Raw genomic sequence first — 17,078 nt, 5'->3', positions numbered from 1 at the left:
AATAGTAAGAGCCCTCTTCACAAAAATAAGAAGAGGGCTCTCGGCTCTTCTTATCTTCCAGGATCATCTCCTGCAGGAATTAGCACCTTTTCAAGCTGTTGCTTGCTGGTTGCCGGGCGTCAACGGGCCAGTCCCTCTGCCTCTCTGGATAAGAAATCAGTATGCAATTGGATAAATATAAAACCTCTCCATCAAAGATAGAGAGGTTAGAGATTGTGGGCATCTCTTATCTTCCTGAGCATTCACTCAGTAGGATTTGGCACCTTGCTATCAATATAGCGGTTGCCGGGTTTCACAGGGCCAGTCCCTCCACCTCTCTGGATAAGATGTTCTTCCTTTATTTGGTTAAGTGCCATGTTAGCAGGGTGAAGGAAAGGTGTCAATGCATTTTATAGAAAAGTGAGAAAATTAATTGTATTCTGTGACTGGTGGTGAACGTGTGAATCGCTTTGACAGCAGGGTTTGCCGATTCTTTCAATTCTAAGGGGATTTCACGAGAAAAATGAAGGCACCTATCAATTCATCCATCAGCCATTCTCCGATGGTTCCTGCGGATACCTAACGTTCATAATCCCGCTTGAAAGTACCCATCACTCCTTCCCGTACCAGATGCTTCTGCCTTTATTTTGGTAATTCAAAAGGTTCGTTGTGGTCATACACCTTTACATCGGAATGGTAGTTTCCAAAGGGAGTTGTAAGCTCCATGTTCATCCCATATACGAGACTGTCAGCTTCTCCTATCCAGTATTCCAGATTGATATCCTTCACCATTCCACCGGCAATAGAAGCTGCTAAATTCATCGATTCGCCTGCTATTGCTGTTAAAGCGGGCGTCATGTCTTTGATCAGTTCGTCTGCGTCGGTCTCAATGGAAATACCGATACACGAAACCCCATTCACATCTTCTTTTCCAATGATTTTTAGGTCTTGTTTGATCTTGGAATCGGCATATTTGTTAAGGGAGCTGGAAGGATCAAAGGAAGATAGGAATAATTGCACAGTTGCTTGATCTTCCGCAGTGAAATCAGTGATATCCCAGGAAGAGGTGGAAGGATTGTAGGCCCCGTATTGAGTATCGCTGAAATAAATGGTTTCTGTCCTTTCTGGTATGCCCTCACCCAGCATCGAAGTTTCCATATAGGTTTCTACAGGTGAGCCTTTCTTTAATTTCGATTGCGAAACTGTATGCATTTGATATTCAAAAGAGGAGCCTAATAGATTTCCTTCTAAAACGGATGTGCCTTCCGTACGTATGGATTCCAGTTGCTGCATATTTATTTGGGCGGATTGAATAATTTCCTCAGGCTTCATTTCGTTGGAACTTACCCAGTCTGTCACTCCACAGCCTGCTGTTAAAGTACTGGTTAGTATTAGCAGTACATAAGTAGAAAATCTTTTGAACACAGCACCCTCCCCCATCCTCATATTTGATTTTTCATATAATCCATGAATGCTACAAAGTCATTGTATGGATCACAAGGGGAGCATATTCGTCCGTTCAATTTTTGTTTAGTATTGGAAAATGGTTTTCGGAAGTATTCCAGATTTTTCGATAAGAATGACCAAAACATTTCGAGACACTTCTAGAAAAAAATGGTAAAAAATAGAATAAGATCCTTTGTCTGTTGCCTCATCATTGTTTTGGGATTTCATGAGGAAAGGGGATGCTGTTGCAGAAGAGCAAGGGGGATTGGAGACCCTGGTTTGGATCATTTCCCCCGTCCAAACCATGTGTCTTTCATTTGCCGGGATGGACGGGGATGGTAACAATAACTTTCAACGGTTATTTGATTCAACTTTTCGGCTCGGTACGTACACCAAAAGAAAATCGTGTTCCCCGTACGCTTAACAAAAGCCCAAATAAAGCAGCTATGCCAAGGAGTATGTAGAGAACATGATCTCCAGAAAAGAGACTAACCAAAGCAGAAGCAAGCATTCCTCCCATATAGCGGAAGGTGGAGTAAATGCCGGAAGCAGTACCTGCTTTTTCTTTCGGAACAGCTTCCATGTTCATCGTCTGCATAGACGCTACACCGAGGCCGGACGCGAAACCGCCCAGTAGCAGGGATGCAAATACATACACATCAGAGACAGAGGGGTGAAACCCGAAATATGAGCTTGTCGCGATGGCAGTTAAACCAAAGGAAAAGGCAATAACCTGCCGTCTCCCTGTCTTCTGTGCTAACCTGCCGCCCCACCAGGAGGATAGAGACATGGACAATGAAAACCCGAATAAAAGCAGTCCAATTTCATTCAAGTCAAAGTTGAACCGCTTGAGTACAATGGGAATGAACAGGATGACGCTGTACATAACAAAATTATTCAGAAAGATGAACATATTTGAATTTGTGAAGGCTTCATTACGAAACAGCTGGAACTGAATGATCGGTGACGGGTGACGCTGCTCCTGCCTGACAAAAAGAAAAAATGCAGCTACGACTGTGGATAACGTCCAGACGTTTATCGATTGGCCTTGAGTTAAAAACAGGGTGAAAAGTGTTAAAAAGACGGTTAAGTATAAAGACCCCATATAGTCAACCTTCTTCGGCTCTACAGGTTTATTCATTTTAGGAATGAACAACCATGAGAGGATAACAGAGACAATCAAAAAAGGGATATTCACCCAGAATATAGCCTCCCACCCGAATTGTTCAATGAGAATGGAGCCGAGTAAGGGGCCGATTGCTGCGCCTAAGCCCATGGCGAGTCCGAATGATCCAAACACTCGGCTGAGCTGATCCTTCGGAAGAGCCTTCCGGATTAAAGCTGTGGCATTGGGAGTGGCCAGGGCGCCTCCTAATGCTTGTAGGGAACGGAATAGAATCAGGAGAAGAAGTCCGCTTGAAAGCGCGGCTGCTATAGAAGAGAAGAAAAACAGGATGAATCCTGTAAGCATTACTTTTTTATTACCAAACTGATCCCCAAGTTTTCCTGAAATAGGCTGGGTGACAGCCATAATAATGAGATAGATGGTCACGATCCACGTCGCCTCGGTTAACGGGATTTCTAAATCCTTGGCAATGATGGGAAGACCAACAGAAATCATAGTAGAATTAACAGGAACCAAAAAGGTTCCTGTTAAAACTGCTGTAAGCATGAGCTTTGTATTAACTTCGTTCATGTATGGTAACTTCTCCGTTTGTTCCATCTACTGTGACAAGATCGCCGTCTTTCAGTTCAGATGTAGCCATTTTTGCTCCAACAACACAAGGAACTTCGTATTCACGGGCAACGGTGGCAGCATGGGACAGAATACCGCCACGGTCTGTCACAATAGCCCCTGCAATTGTAAATAAGGCTGTCCATGGAGGTGTGGTGGTTTTACAAACCAGTACATCTCCTTCGGTGACTTTACTGAACTCTTCTTGTCCTGTAACTATTTTCACCCGGCCGCTATGGAGCCCCTGCGAACCAGCGTATCCGCTGAATGAATCTTTCTCTTCGTTGTATTCGGCTTGTTTTGTTCCAAACACACGTTCAACGACAGGATCGATTGGATCTTCAGGTGGTGTACCGAAGGAAGGAACGGGCGTTTTATCCAAGTTTCTTACGTGCTGCTCTTTTCTCTCTTGGATGAGGCTGTGAACGCCTCGCGGTTCACGCAGTACATCAATCAATTCATCTAAATACAGATAGACGATATCTTCTGGATCATCGATGATGGAGTGGTCCTTAAGAGTTTTTCCTGCATTGAGTATCATAGGACGGGATTTTGCGGGCAGCATTGCATCAATATAGAAGTGGTGATCCTCATCCAATCCCCACATTTCTAAAGCCATCCCATGGAGAGCTGTAAATGTTTCTTTTGCTTCCCCCTCAGGCATTCTTGCTAATGACTCTTCCAGCTTCCGTTCTCGTTTTTGAATAACCTGATTGAACTCTTCTTCAAAATCGTAGTCCTGCTCAACATAGTTCTTTATGATTTTTAAAACATGATAAGGGTTCTCCACCCATGTTTCATCAGCAAATTCATGGCTGTTGGCTGTCCGGTGACCGTAAACATCCGTAAACGCTTGAACGTCATTCAGGAAGTTGAGGCCTTCCGGGCTGTTCTGCAATTGCTCGAGGACTTCTTCCGCTTTATGCTCAAAAGCTTCTTGTAAGGGAGCAGCATCTTTGACAAGCAGGGAGAGTTTCCAAAGCTCCCGGTCTGTCTCAAGAGACTTGTTCATTTGACCTACAAGGAGATCATAGACTTCTGTTACATTCTCTGTCCCCAGTGCCCGGCCGTAAGCTTCTTCCAAAGCCTGCCCCATGGACATACGCGGCATCACCACTTCGAAGTGAATTCCCCATATCCTACTGTACATTTCATAGAGTTCCAACAAAGCATTTTCAGCTTCGTTTAAAGAAATTCGGGCATTGGCCTGCTGCTCCAGCCTCTGATAATAGGGAAGCAGTGTCTGGGCGACATAATCCTCCAAAACTTTCGTAGCTTTTGGGAAAACCTTCTGCATCTCCAATTGGTGCTGTTCAAGGCGTTCTTCCAGATTTTTATGTATGGGAACACGCTGATAAAAGAATCCGTCTTCCATTTTAGCTACAAATTGCTTCGCAGGCAGTTTTAGCTTTTCAAATCCTTCTTTGGTTCCGTTCGTAAGGCCGGGAGCCATATAAGATGCATAAAGCGGAGTGATCGGCTTAGCAAAATGGACCCCATCCTGTTCCCAGAAAAATTGCTTTTTGTCCTCTTCTGTCATAAATAACTGCTCTCTAAAGTTGGTTAAAACATCGATGTATGGTGCTGTCGTCATGTAACGGGCTCCTTTATTGTCGTAATTGGTCGTGTCTGCAGAATATGTATGGTCTTATCTATTGTCGCAAATTCAATATCTACGGGTTTTTCATAGTAATCTTCTATTTCCTTCGTTACCCTTACTAATTCAAGGACCTCCTGCTCGTCCATGCTGAACTTCACCTGCCAGGATTCAGGGACTTCAACAGTCTGGCTGCCTGCGCTGGTTTGAATGGTTTGAACTTCTTTCAGTCCAAGCTCACTCGTAATATGATGGGTATCTTTATTTACGATGAACATGTCCGGGGTCACTGTTCCGTCTACAATTGTTTCGCCTAATCCGTAACTCGCATTGATTAGTACTTCCCGGTGGTCGTGGGTGACAGGGTTGGAACTGAATACGACTCCGGACACTTCAGCTTGAACCATTTTTTGGACGAGGACACCCATGTGCATGTCCTCAAGGGAAACATTATGCATAGATGCATAGTTCTGTACTATCGGAGAGAAAAACGAGGCCCAGCATTTCTTAATGCTCGTGAATAGTTCCTCTTCGTTTCGTATATTTAACAGGGTCTCATACTGTCCGGCAAATGATGCACCTTCCAAATCTTCTGAGGCAGAAGAGGACCGTACGGCCACAGGTGATGGGGCATTGTCCATTAGATTGGAGTATTGGCTGAGAATATCATTCTGCATGTCTGCAGGGAATTGACCATCCAAAAGGTTTTGTTGAATATTTGAGTGAGTTAAAACAATCTGGTTATGTAGGAAGAATTCTTTGAACATTTCGGATGTAATGACAAATCCATCAGGAATGGAGGAAATGACCTTCTTCATTTTTGAAAGATTCATAGCTTTGGAGCCGATTTGTTCATTGGGATGATCTGATGCATCCGTTAACGGGACGATATTCAAGTTGGTAACACCTTCTTCTTTCTGGAAAAATTTTAATGCAACGGTTTTACAGTATAGTAATACTTTTGTAACATTGTCAATGGAATAATGGATTTTTATGAATATTTTTTCATGGTTCTTTTAGAAGGATAATAGGAAATCGTCATTAGTAAAGTTTATAATTTATGATAGTAAATCCATATGATTTTTACTTTGGAGTTTATTAGAATGGAGTATGATAAAAGGTGTGAATTCACTGCATATAAGCGGAGAAATGTTTTTTATTATAATAAAAAACATTTCTCCGCTTTAAAATTATAGTGCTTATATGCAATCTAACAGTCGAAGAGGGATAATCGATTACAAATCGTTTCTTTTCAATCTTAATGCTTCATAAAGGAAAGCGTTAAGTACATTTGCTGACAAGTTTAATGGAAGCTGATCTATCAAGGACATACAACGGTAACGAGGTTGAAGCACAGCACAGATAAACTAGGTGGTGTGCTTTTTAGCAATGGTAGTAGGCTCATATGATACTTTTAAATTATATAAGTCATTGGTTACCTTCGAAAAAAAATTATTTTCTTAAATTTTTCCTATACCTAAAGCAAAAGAAGGAGTTTATTTAAGTATATTTAACCGCTTTCCCTATTTTTGAAGGTTGAAAATTTTCAGACCATTCTGTATTCTGTGGTTAATGTTGGAAATGAAATAGCGTTTCAAATAATGAAATGGAGGGGTGATTGTGCCCAAAGTCCTGGATGTGAAAGATTTAGAAGTTTCGGTGAAAATCGATAATGAGAGAAGAAACATCGTAAACAAGGTGTCCTTTTCTGTGAATGAAGGGGAGACTCTTGGAATTGTAGGGGAGTCAGGTTGTGGAAAGAGTATGACCTCACTTTCTATTATGGATCTCTTACCGCAGGCATTATCAGTGACAGGTGGTTCTTTAACTCTAAATGGAGAAGATTTGACTAAGTTATCAAAGAATGCTTATAGAAAAAAACGTGGGAAAGAAATGGCGATGATTTTCCAGGAGCCGATGACTTCTCTTAACCCAGTTTATACCATTGGTTTTCAAATCGTTGAATTAGTGCGTAACCATACGAACAAATCAAAGAAAGAAGCGTATGACCGAGCGTTACATATGTTGAAGTTGGTAGGTATCCCCCGCGCTGAGCATGTGATTCATGAATATCCTCACCAGTTATCTGGTGGGATGAGGCAGCGTGTGATGATCGCAATGGCTTTATCATGCAACCCTGGGTTACTGATTGCTGATGAACCCACTACAGCTTTAGACGTAACCATTCAGGCTCAGATTTTGCGGCTCATGCAGTCCTTGCAGGATGAGATGAATATGTCAATCGTGATGATCACGCACGATTTAGGTGTAGTAGCAGAAACTTGTGACCGGGTCATTGTGATGTATGCAGGAGAAGTGGTTGAAGAGGCGACAGTAGAAGAATTATTTGAATCACCTAAACACCCTTATACGAAAGGGTTAGTCGAATCTGTTCCAAATATGGACAAGGATGAAGAGTACTTATCTTCAATCAAAGGGACTGTTCCAACTCCTGAGCAAATGCCAAAAGGATGCCGGTTTGCTCCCCGTTGTAAACATGCCTTTGAAGTTTGTCATCAAACGCCTCCGCTGCTGGATGTAAATGAACAATCGAAAACCCGCTGTTGGTTGTACGATGAAAAAGTTTCAGACGTTCAAGAAGGGAGGAATAAAGTTGGCGCAGGATACCATTCTTGAAGTGAAGAATCTTAAAAAATATTTCCCAATAAAAGGAGGGGTATTTGGTAAGAAGACGCTAAATCAAGTCAAAGCCGTTGACGATGTTTCCTTCCACGTAAACAAAGGGGAAACACTTGGAATTGTGGGGGAATCAGGCTGTGGAAAAAGTACAACTGGTAAAACGATACTACAACTGATTGAAGCTTCTGATGGGGAAGTTCTTTTTAAAGGACAGGATATTACGCAAGCATCAAAGCAGGAAATGAAGAATTTACGCAGGGAAATACAAATTATTTTTCAGGATCCTTTTGCCTCTCTTAATCCGAGGATGAAAGTGGGAGAGATTATTGAAGAGCCTCTCATTAATTTTGGGTTATATGAAGGAAAAAAAGCGAGAAGAGAACGCGTACTTGAACTTATGAATCAGGTAGGATTGAGACCTGAACAAATTAATCGTCACCCCCATGAATTTAGCGGGGGGCAGCGTCAAAGAATTGGAATTGCCAGAGCATTGGCTTGTGAACCAAGTATTATTATTGCTGATGAGCCTGTATCAGCCTTAGATGTATCCATCCAGTCTCAAGTCTTAAATTTATTGCGTGATTTACAAAAGGAATTAGGACTTACATACATTTTTATTTCTCATGACTTGAGTGTAGTTAAACATTTTTGTGATCGCATAGGTGTGATGTATCTAGGGCGTATGGTGGAAATGGCCGGTAAGCATGAACTTTATGACCGTCCTTTTCACCCGTATGCAGAAGCTTTATTATCCGCTGTCCCTATAATGGATCCAAAACGTAAGAAAAAAGATATTATCCTGGAAGGTGATGTTCCAAGTCCTTCCAACCCTCCGAAAGGTTGTGCCTTCCATCCCCGCTGCCCAATGAAAATGGATATTTGTGCTGAAGTTCGGCCTCAACTGGATGATATAAATGGACGACATGTCGCTTGTCATTTATATGATAAGTCTTCAGAGCCAGAACGGACCGGGTAAGATGAGTAAAACACTAACAAAAGCACTTCAACTTCTAGGACTTTTTACAGAAGAAACTCCTTACTGGAGACTGGATAGAATGTCAGAGGCTTCACACCTCCCTAAGGCGACTGTATTTCGCTTGATGAAGGCGCTTGAGGATGAGGGATTTATTCAAAGGGTCAATATTTACCAGAATGGTGTGTTGATTGAAGGAGAAATGTACCAGTTAGGTACTCGTCTAATTGAACTTGGACATATGGTTTCCAATCGGTTGGAAGTGCGAGGTCTGGCACTTCCGCATATGAGAAAGCTCCAACAGAAGTTTGGGGAATCTGTTCAGCTCATCATTATGGATCAGGATGAAGCCATTTATATTGAAAAAGTGGAAAGTGATAAGCCTGTACGCCTTTACACAAAAATTGGGAGGAGAGCTCCTCTTTATGCAGGAGCCTGTCCGAGAACATTACTATCTTTTTTGCCTGACCAAGAAATTAGACGTATTCTACGCCAAGAGAAAAAGCAGTACGCATCACAAACCATGGTTGATGATGAAGCCATTATGGAAAAAGTCAGAGAAACCCGTGAACGAGGATACAGCTACAGCCAGTCTGAGCTTGAAGAAGGGACTGCTTCTATAGGAACGCCTATTTTTGACCGGTTTGGAGAGATTGCAGCCGGCATCAGCGTGGCTGGGTTTGTTTCGACTGTAACTCCAGAAATAGCAGAGAGGTATGCAGAATCCATGTGGAAAGTATGTGCGACACTTTCGAAGCAGTTAGGTTTTTCAGAAACTTATCCATATAAATCAAAAATTACAGAAATGGGGGAGTAGTGAATGAAGAAGGCTATATCAGGGGCGTTGTTTTTATTGGTTGTGCTGATAATGGCGGCGTGCAGTTCTAATTCAGAAGAAACAAGTGCTGAAAATGCAAGTGAAATAGAAGTGGAAGGTCGGGAAGGGGAGTTGGTAGTAGGGGTTCCTGGGGATCCGCAGAACTGGGATCCGATCGATACCTTCTTATTAGATTGGAGTACGGTGGCGACATCCGTTTTTGAAGGATTGGTGGATCGGAATTTAGATTTGGAACTTCAACCGGGGCTTGCTGAGAGCTGGGAATATATAGACGACCAAACACTTCAGTTTAAACTTCGGGAAGGGGTCACTTTCCATAATGGTGAAGCATTCAACGCAGATGCTGTGAAATTCACCTTCGACCGCCTTCTGGGTGAAGAAGGTGCTAAAGGACCGCAGCAGGCGAACTATACATCCATAGATGAGGTAGAGGTTGTGGATGAGTACACCGTCAATTTTAACTTAAATGAAAAAGATCCAGTGCTTTTGACAAAGCTTGCGGGCTACGGTGCCGTTATTGTTCCTCCAAAGTATATTGAGGAAAATGGTGATGAACACTTTAATACGAATCCTGTAGGGACTGGACCATTTAAGATGACTTCTTATGAACAGGACAGCAAAGCCGTGCTGGAAAAGAACGAAGATTACTGGCAAGAAGGAGTTCCGAAACTTGATCAAGTGACTTTCCGTTTCATTCCAGAAGCTTCTACACGTCTGGCAGAACTGCAGACAGGAGAAATTGACGTTATGAAGCGCGTTGAAATTAGTCAGGTTGACTCTTTGAAGGATCACCCATCTCTATCCATTCAAGAAGTGGGAACACCGACGGTCTATTCTTTGCGTTTCAATACAGAAAAAGAACCTTTTGATGATAAGCGTGTAAGACAAGCCGTAAACTATGCGATTGACAAAGACGCCATCATTGAAGAAATTCTTGGAGGGTATGGAGAGAAAATCAGCACATTCCAAAGCGAACTCTCTTTCGGTGACAACCCTGAGATTGATCCATATCCTTATGATCCTGAAAAAGCAAAAGAGCTTCTTAAGGAGGCTGGTGTTGCTGAAGGAACAGAAGTAGATATTTATATACCTGGTAATGATGGAAACTTTAAAGAAATCACTCAAGTCGTATCCTATTATCTCGAAGAAGTTGGATTGAAAGCGAACATTGAAAGTGTAGATAGCAACACCTTGATTTCTGATCTTATTCCAAATGGAGACGCTGGACATATGTATCGTCAAGGATGGGGTGGATGGACGCTGGACTTTGATAATACAGCGTATCTCATGTACCACGAAGGAGAACACTGGAACCCATCTTTCTATGATGAAGAAGTAGAAGAACTCTTGGAAGCAGAGCGCACAACGGTGGATCAGGAAAAACGTGAAGAAATCTTCATGAAACTGACTGAGCGTCTACATGAATTGGCTCCTGAGGCGAATCTTTATTCAGAAGTCGCCCTCTATGCTGTACATGATCGCGTGAAAAACTTCCAACCACCACACGAAGATCGTATGCGTTTAGAAGAAGTAACCGTCGAATAGTTCAAATAGGAGAAGGCAGGAAGACTCCTGCCTTCTTCTATATCATTTATTGATAGGAGGGGACATTGTGTTACAGTTCATTATTCGGCGTTTATTACATAGTGTATTAGTTCTCTTAGCCATCTCCGTCATTATTTTCTTTAGTATCCGACTGACAGGAGACCCTGTAACTGTCATGTTTGCTGCTGGTGAACCTTCTCCGGAGGCCATTGAAAGCGTAAGAGAAAATCTTGGACTGGACGAACCTTTACCAGTGCAGTATCTAATATTTTTAAAAAACTTAGCAACTTTTGACCTCGGTGAGTCGTTCCGGACAGGCTTACCTGTGACTGAGATGGTGGTTGATAAGATGGGAGCCACCCTGCTTCTTGCATTCGGCGGAGTATTCGTTGCTATGCTGATTGCCTTTCCCGTAGGTATCTTATCAGCAGTGAAAAGGGGAACTGCGGTGGACTTCTCTGGTCGGATCTTTTCACTTATCGGTATATCATTTCCAAACTTCTGGCTTGGTATTATGCTGATTTTAATCTTTTCCGTGAACCTTCAATGGCTTCCGGCTTCTGGTTATGAAGGCATCGAATATTTGATATTGCCCTCCATCGCACTTGGTATGATTCTATCAGGAATTTTAGCGAGATTAGTTCGATCATCCATGCTGGAAAATTTATCTCAGCAGTATGTTTCAACAGCCAGGTCGAAAGGGTTGAAAGAGTGGGTCGTCATCATGCGTCACACTTTCCGTAATGCTTTAATTCCCACCATTACATTTCTTGGTATTCAGTTCGGTTCCCTTTTAGGGGGCACGGTTATTATTGAACAGGTTTTTTCATGGCCGGGTGTAGGCCGTATGATTATTGACGCAATAAATCAGCGGGATTATCCAGTTATTCAAGGCGGCGTTATCATGCTTGCTATGATTATGGTACTGGTTAACTTACTCGTTGATATCAGTTATAGTCTGATCGATCCAAGAATTAAAGCGGGAGGTGGCAGCAGCTGATGGAACCTGCAGTCTATGAACAAGAAGAACAAATGCAAGACCAGCAACCGAAGAAAAAGTTCCGTCTTGGTCAGTTCTTGTTTAAAAATGCATCTGGAATGTTCGGGCTCCTTCTCGTCATTGTCAGTGTTTCCTGTGCATTATTCGCTCCTTGGATAGCTCCTTTCGATCCAACGGAAGCACAGCTGACTTCAAGGCTGGCTCCACCTTCTATATCAGGAGCGGATACAGCACATCTATTAGGAGCTGACCAAATCGGTCGGGACTTATTCAGCCGGATTATCTATGGAGCAAGAATCTCTTTAATGGTTGGCTTTTTTGGTGTCCTTCTAGCGATGGTTGTAGGGACGATCCTCGGTTTAATTTCAGGTTATGTTGGCAAGTGGATGGATGACCTTATAATGCGTCTCGCTGATATTCAGCTGGCTTTTCCATTCATATTGTTTGCGATCATTATCATGAGTGTACTCGGGACAGGAATTTGGAAGATCGTTATCATCCTGGGGCTGACGTATTGGGTTGGGTTCGCCAGATTGATACGCGGGCAGGTCATGTCTCTAAAAGAATTGGAATATATCCAGGCAGCAAAAGCGGTTGGTGGGTCACATATAAGAATCATAGGAAAGCACATCTTCCCTAATGTTGTGTCATCAATTTTAGTGTTGGGAACGCTGTTCATAGCAGAGTTCATCCTGCTTGAAGCTTCTCTTACTTTCTTGGGCTTGGGAGTTGACCCGACGATTCCTTCCTGGGGTGGCATGTTATCTGATAGTCGTAACTATATTAGTTCAGCGTGGTGGACCGCTACCTTTCCTGGTATTGCCATCATGATTACCGTATTAGGATTTAATTTATTCGGTGATTGGTTAAGGGATAAATTTGATCCAAACCTTGATGTGTAGGTGATGAAATGAATGATTTAAAGAAACTGTGGGAACCAGGTTATCTTATTACTGATCAAAATTATGACGGGGTTCCAGATCATATCAACACCAATTTCCATATACCTGAAGGGTTGACCCCTTCAGGTCTTATTGATTTTTGTGCCCGTCTCGGCTTTGAAACCACGGCTTTGACTTTTAACTTCTTAAACGGAAATGAAAAAGCAGCTTATCAGTTTGATTTTGCCGTAAATGAGGAAGTAACCGCATTGAAACTCAACGCTGAAACCAAGCGTTTATCTTTCTATTATAGGTCAGAGCAGGAACTGAACGGCCTGCTTCAATTTCTCGCCTGCGACTGGCCGGCAGCTGATACGGGAAAACAACCTGTAAAAGCGATCTATTTTAATAATGGAGAATGGTGGGTGGAACAAGGAAAAAGAACTCCTGTTGCTTCATTTGCTAGTCGAGAGAATCAAACATATCCTATTCAAAGTCTTACAGAGCTTTGGGAGTATGATGCTTTTTATAGTGATTCCGGTCCCGATCCTGTTCAAAAGCAATCTTTATCTATTCATGTTGATAAGAGTGTGTCACAAGATATATTCCTGGATGTCTGTTACGGTGCATCTAGAATAGCGATGTGCTCGACAATATTGCAACTGCCATTAACCAACATCCAGGAGCAGGATGCTTTTGTTTGTGTAAAACATCAAAATAAAGAAAAAGCAGAAATTAAGTTAGTAGAAGAACAGATAAAAGTGGAAGGGAAAGGCCGGTCCTTGCAACATGCTGTTCGCTATTTATTGCATGGGAAGCATTGGAGGGAAGGAGGAATGGTTTCTTTTTGGGAGCGGCCGGACATGGAACCAAAACGAGAAGAATATGTCGTTTCAGACCTCAAGTGGGAAGGCGAAAAAGAAACGGATATTTGTTTAGATCTCGTACGAAACCATCATTGTAAAGCAGCTGATGAAATGACGGTTTTCTTATCCGAACCATTATCTGAAAGAAGGAAGATCAGGCATGAAATTCAGAAAATCACCGGTTTGGAAAATGTGAATGTCTATTCTTCATTCAAACCAATTGTCAGTATAGTAAAGGAAGATTGGATCAATTCTTTGAAAGAAGCAGCCGCGGATATTGGTCACATTAAATTTGTCTGCAAGGAAGAAAGGAATGCGGATGGTTGTGAGTTATCTATTCGTTGGATTCAAGAGCTTTATCCCTTAGATGAATGGATTGAAGGGAAACTTGGTTTACATAAAGAGGCTGTTACTTTCGAACTGAACAACTTACAAGACCCACAGGTTATCATGGAAGTATATAAAGAGAACGGTGAAATGATTTTTGGGAAATCTATTCTCGTTCCTATTCGTTCTATGAATTATATAGATGATAGGAAGCGTGTGTATCCTGTTTCAAACGAAGTACGTTGGATGGTTGGAGGGGATGTATGCGAAAGGAAACCTTTTTCAACCGACCGCCAGAACTTTTATCATTTTTACCAGACAAAAGTTTTGAATTCTTTTCTTATAGACTTAAAGACGAATGAAGGACAGCCTTTATTTGATAGGATTGAAGTTAATGTTGAAATGAGTGAACCAGAGGAAAAGCTTTTTGTTGAACACGAGCGTATTTCTTCATTGGAGGCTTTACATGAAGATTTGTACTTTAACACGCTTCACTTCTTCGATGTCCACGGCCGGGGGCAACAAGCTCCAGGCGGAGTTTATCCCTTTATGAAAGTCCGGGAAGGGGCTGCACCTAAAGCCCATATTAAAATCTATCAGACGAAAGATGCTTCAAATAACCAAGGGGGTGTCGTTGGTCTGACATTTCAGGATGATGACCCTCTTCCCCAGGAATTGATCAAAGATATGGAAGGTGTCCTTAAAAGAGAGAATGTACCAACTTATCCAGTATCAATTGATACTGGTCGTCATGTAATAAGGAGTAATAGTTCATCTTATACATGGATACCGGAGCAGTCATATAAAGGGAAGTGGATTCCAGTTTATGAATGGTACACAGAAACCGATGAAATTTATTTGTCACGTAAGAAATTATCTGCCTATAAGCCCACCATTTTAATAGAAGCTGGCCACCATGCGAATGAGGTCTCCAGCCGGCCGGCCCTCATTGAGCTCATGAATGAATTATCGAAAAGTGGAAGTGTTAAACATTTTAATGTGGTAGCCATACCTAATGCTAATCCTGATGGATATGAAATTCATCAGGAAATGACAAGGGTTAACCCAGAATGGAAGCATCATGCGGCAAGATATAATGCTGTAGGGCTGGAATATGCTGAACATCGCTATCGGTCTACTCCGTTCGGGGAGGCGCGTGTCGTTCCTGATATCATGCACCGCTGGGCTCCTGATGTTGTGATTGATAATCATGGAATTCCAGCTCATGAATGGATTCAGCCTTTCGCTGGGTATAACAGTCCTCCCCGCTTCCCCAAATCCTATTGGCTCCCAAACGCTTTAATTTACGGAATCGGGCGAAAGTTACCTGGGAATAATTATGGTAGACAAAGGCACCTATTAGAAAAGATCCAAAATCATATGATGGAAAAGGTCCAAGGAACCATATTTGAAGAGAGAAACGAGGAATGGATGAGCCGGTATAAAAAATATGGTCATCAGTGGCTTCCGGATCTCTTCCCTGTAGAACAAACGGGGTCCTTGTTATTTTTTACATGGGAAACTTCTCCAGACTCCGAATCTCACGTTGCTATATCAAGGTTTCCAGAGTGGGTGAGTGCTGATATCATATCTGAGGCTGCAGATGAAACGGTGTATGGGGAGGACTTAAAATTATGTATAGAGGCACAGAAAGTGTTTAATCAGTCAATTTTAGATGTTATCTCAGACAAACAGTCTATATCAAAGTATCAAAAAGGAAGATTCCAAATAATAGAGAGGGAAAGGCCATTACTTACGAAGGGAGAAATAGTTAATGAAGACACTCTTACTTACAGGATTTGAACCATTCCTTGATTTTCCGATAAACCCAACAAATCATATTATAGAAGATTTAAAGGGTGAAGAGATAAATGGTTTTCATATTGAAGGACGAATTTTATCTGTGGATTACAATAAGTCAGGTTATGAAATACTAGAATACATTAATGATGTAGAACCGGATGCAGTTATCTCACTTGGCCTAGCTGCAGGGCGATACAAAGTTACACCTGAACGAATTGCCATCAACTGTAACGAAAGTAATGAAAAAGATAATGAAGGGAACACACCAGAGGGACAACCTATACAGGAAGAGGGGCCGGATGGTTTGTTCTCAACTCTGCCAATTAAACACTTTGTTGAACGTTTACAATCAAAAGGGTATCCAGCAGAGGTTTCAAATACCGCTGGCACTTACCTTTGTAATCATGTCATGTATCAAGCCCTTTATCATTTTCATATGAATAATCAACATATTCCTTCTGGTTTTGTTCATATACCTGCCTCTCATGAGCTGGCGGTCCAACACGGAAAACTTCCGAGTTGGTCTCAAAGCGATTTAACTGATGCTGTCAGAAATATCATCCAAGAGCTGCCTTAAGAATTGAAAAGAGTCTGGTCTGTCCAGGCTCTTTTTTTATTTGAAAGGAATTAATTTGTAAAACTTATTATAATCACCGTCCTTGCATCTATTTAAAACGTCTAATGGGTATAAGGCTTCCTGCATTTTATTGAGAACCAGATGAGTCCTTTAAATCTGTTTATTATACATATAATAGCAGGCGTTAACAATCTGTTAACTCACTAGAGTTCTAAAATGAAAATAAGTAATAAAGGAGATGGGAAATCATATGGGGGAAGGCATTCTGAAATGGTCATTGTATGTGTTAGGAGCATTATCTCTTCTTATTATCGGTGGAATCACCTGGGTAGTTGTTTCAGGATTTCAGGCAGACAGTGGTTCTTTAACGGAAGAACAGGAACAGAAGATGGAGGAAGTGAATGAACCGGAGGAGCAGAAAGCGATAAAAAAGGTTGATGAAGATGGAATACCCTCCGAACAGTTTTTTATGCAGGAGCTGCATGAAATGACTCACCAGAAGGTACGGGCGGAAGAAAAGCATGGAAGGCAGCAGATGACAGCAGATCAGATTGACCAGATGCTCGGAATATTGAAGTCTATTGAGGGGACCGAAACCTATTATAAACATTATGATTTTTATAAGAAGACATTGGAATCATGGGACAGTGGGGACTTTTCCAATGCTGTAATTGTCCACAATACCATTTGGGACTGGCAGAATGGTTCGATAGGAAGAGCGACGGGGTTGATGAGTGAGGACGAAGAGCGTGAATACATTGAACAGAATTTTTAAATACAGTGAAAAAATTACGCGGGGCATTAAGTAAGTCAAGACCGACATGGGTAATATTAAACCTTTTTGTAGAAAAAAATCCCATATATATAAAAG

General features: G+C 41.9%; 13 protein-coding genes and 2 riboswitches. Of the genes, 9 read left to right on the top strand and 4 right to left on the bottom strand.

Annotated elements, in window-relative coordinates; genetic code table 11:
* Positions 1-47: 47 nt before the first annotated feature.
* A riboswitch (SAM riboswitch) is annotated at positions 48-155 on the bottom strand.
* 68 nt (positions 156-223) lie between these two features.
* A riboswitch (SAM riboswitch) is annotated at positions 224-328 on the bottom strand.
* A gap of 293 nt (positions 329-621) precedes the next feature.
* The 4 genes from GLV97_RS01140 to GLV97_RS01125 all read right to left on the bottom strand — a co-directional run bounded on the left by GLV97_RS01140 (position 622) and on the right by GLV97_RS01125 (position 5,653).
* On the bottom strand, positions 622-1,404 hold the full coding sequence (locus GLV97_RS01140) for a hypothetical protein (RefSeq protein ID WP_160888775.1): 783 nt from the start codon (positions 1,402-1,404) through the stop codon (positions 622-624).
* Between the two features lie 388 nt (positions 1,405-1,792).
* Positions 1,793-3,121: an MFS transporter gene (locus tag GLV97_RS01135; protein ID WP_160888774.1), complete on the bottom strand. Its 1,329-nt coding sequence runs from the start codon at positions 3,119-3,121 to the stop codon at positions 1,793-1,795.
* A complete protein-coding gene (locus tag GLV97_RS01130) occupies positions 3,108-4,754 on the bottom strand; it encodes a PEP-utilizing enzyme (protein WP_202410540.1) in 1,647 nt (548 codons plus the stop codon). The genes GLV97_RS01135 and GLV97_RS01130 overlap by 14 nt, the downstream gene beginning before the upstream one ends.
* Positions 4,751-5,653, bottom strand: a complete 903-nt coding sequence (locus GLV97_RS01125; RefSeq protein WP_237418541.1) for a PEP/pyruvate-binding domain-containing protein — start codon at positions 5,651-5,653, stop codon at positions 4,751-4,753. Before GLV97_RS01125 ends, GLV97_RS01130 begins: the two co-directional genes overlap by 4 nt.
* A gap of 724 nt (positions 5,654-6,377) precedes the next feature.
* Between GLV97_RS01125 and GLV97_RS01120 the strand changes: the two genes are divergently transcribed.
* From GLV97_RS01120 to GLV97_RS01080, 9 genes are all read left to right on the top strand, one after another.
* Positions 6,378-7,394, top strand: coding sequence for an oligopeptide/dipeptide ABC transporter ATP-binding protein (locus GLV97_RS01120; protein WP_160888773.1), 1,017 nt, complete (start codon positions 6,378-6,380; stop codon positions 7,392-7,394).
* On the top strand, positions 7,333-8,373 hold the full coding sequence (locus GLV97_RS01115) for an ABC transporter ATP-binding protein (RefSeq protein ID WP_160888772.1): 1,041 nt from the start codon (positions 7,333-7,335) through the stop codon (positions 8,371-8,373). The genes GLV97_RS01120 and GLV97_RS01115 overlap by 62 nt, the downstream gene beginning before the upstream one ends.
* Positions 8,312-9,187: an IclR family transcriptional regulator gene (locus GLV97_RS01110; protein WP_237418540.1), complete on the top strand. Its 876-nt coding sequence runs from the start codon at positions 8,312-8,314 to the stop codon at positions 9,185-9,187. The genes GLV97_RS01115 and GLV97_RS01110 overlap by 62 nt, the downstream gene beginning before the upstream one ends.
* A 3-nt stretch (positions 9,188-9,190) precedes the next feature.
* Positions 9,191-10,753 carry an ABC transporter substrate-binding protein gene (locus tag GLV97_RS01105; protein ID WP_160888770.1) on the top strand — a complete coding sequence of 521 codons (1,563 nt, stop codon included), beginning with the start codon at positions 9,191-9,193 and terminating at the stop codon, positions 10,751-10,753.
* A 67-nt stretch (positions 10,754-10,820) separates the two neighbouring features.
* Positions 10,821-11,753, top strand: coding sequence for a nickel ABC transporter permease (gene nikB / locus GLV97_RS01100; RefSeq protein ID WP_160888769.1), 933 nt, complete (start codon positions 10,821-10,823; stop codon positions 11,751-11,753).
* 32 nt (positions 11,754-11,785) lie between these two features.
* A complete protein-coding gene (locus tag GLV97_RS01095) occupies positions 11,786-12,655 on the top strand; it encodes an ABC transporter permease (RefSeq protein ID WP_237418555.1) in 870 nt (289 codons plus the stop codon).
* An 8-nt stretch (positions 12,656-12,663) separates the two neighbouring features.
* A complete protein-coding gene (locus GLV97_RS01090; RefSeq protein WP_160888767.1) occupies positions 12,664-15,630 on the top strand; it encodes a M14 family metallopeptidase in 2,967 nt (988 codons plus the stop codon).
* Positions 15,602-16,207 (top strand): pyroglutamyl-peptidase I, encoded by a 606-nt coding sequence (locus GLV97_RS01085; RefSeq protein WP_160888766.1) that lies wholly within the window; start codon positions 15,602-15,604, stop codon positions 16,205-16,207. Before GLV97_RS01090 ends, GLV97_RS01085 begins: the two co-directional genes overlap by 29 nt.
* A gap of 250 nt (positions 16,208-16,457) precedes the next feature.
* Complete coding sequence (locus GLV97_RS01080; RefSeq protein ID WP_160888765.1) at positions 16,458-16,982, top strand: DUF6241 domain-containing protein; 525 nt, start codon at positions 16,458-16,460, stop codon at positions 16,980-16,982.
* The last annotated feature ends 96 nt before the right edge of the window (positions 16,983-17,078 follow it).

The organism is Halobacillus litoralis, from assembly GCF_009856355.1.
In the GTDB taxonomy this organism is placed as follows: Bacteria; Bacillota; Bacilli; order Bacillales; family Halobacillaceae; genus Halobacillus; species Halobacillus litoralis_B.
The sequence above is the reverse complement of the archived record's forward strand: the minus strand, read 5'-3'. Positions and strand labels throughout refer to the sequence as shown.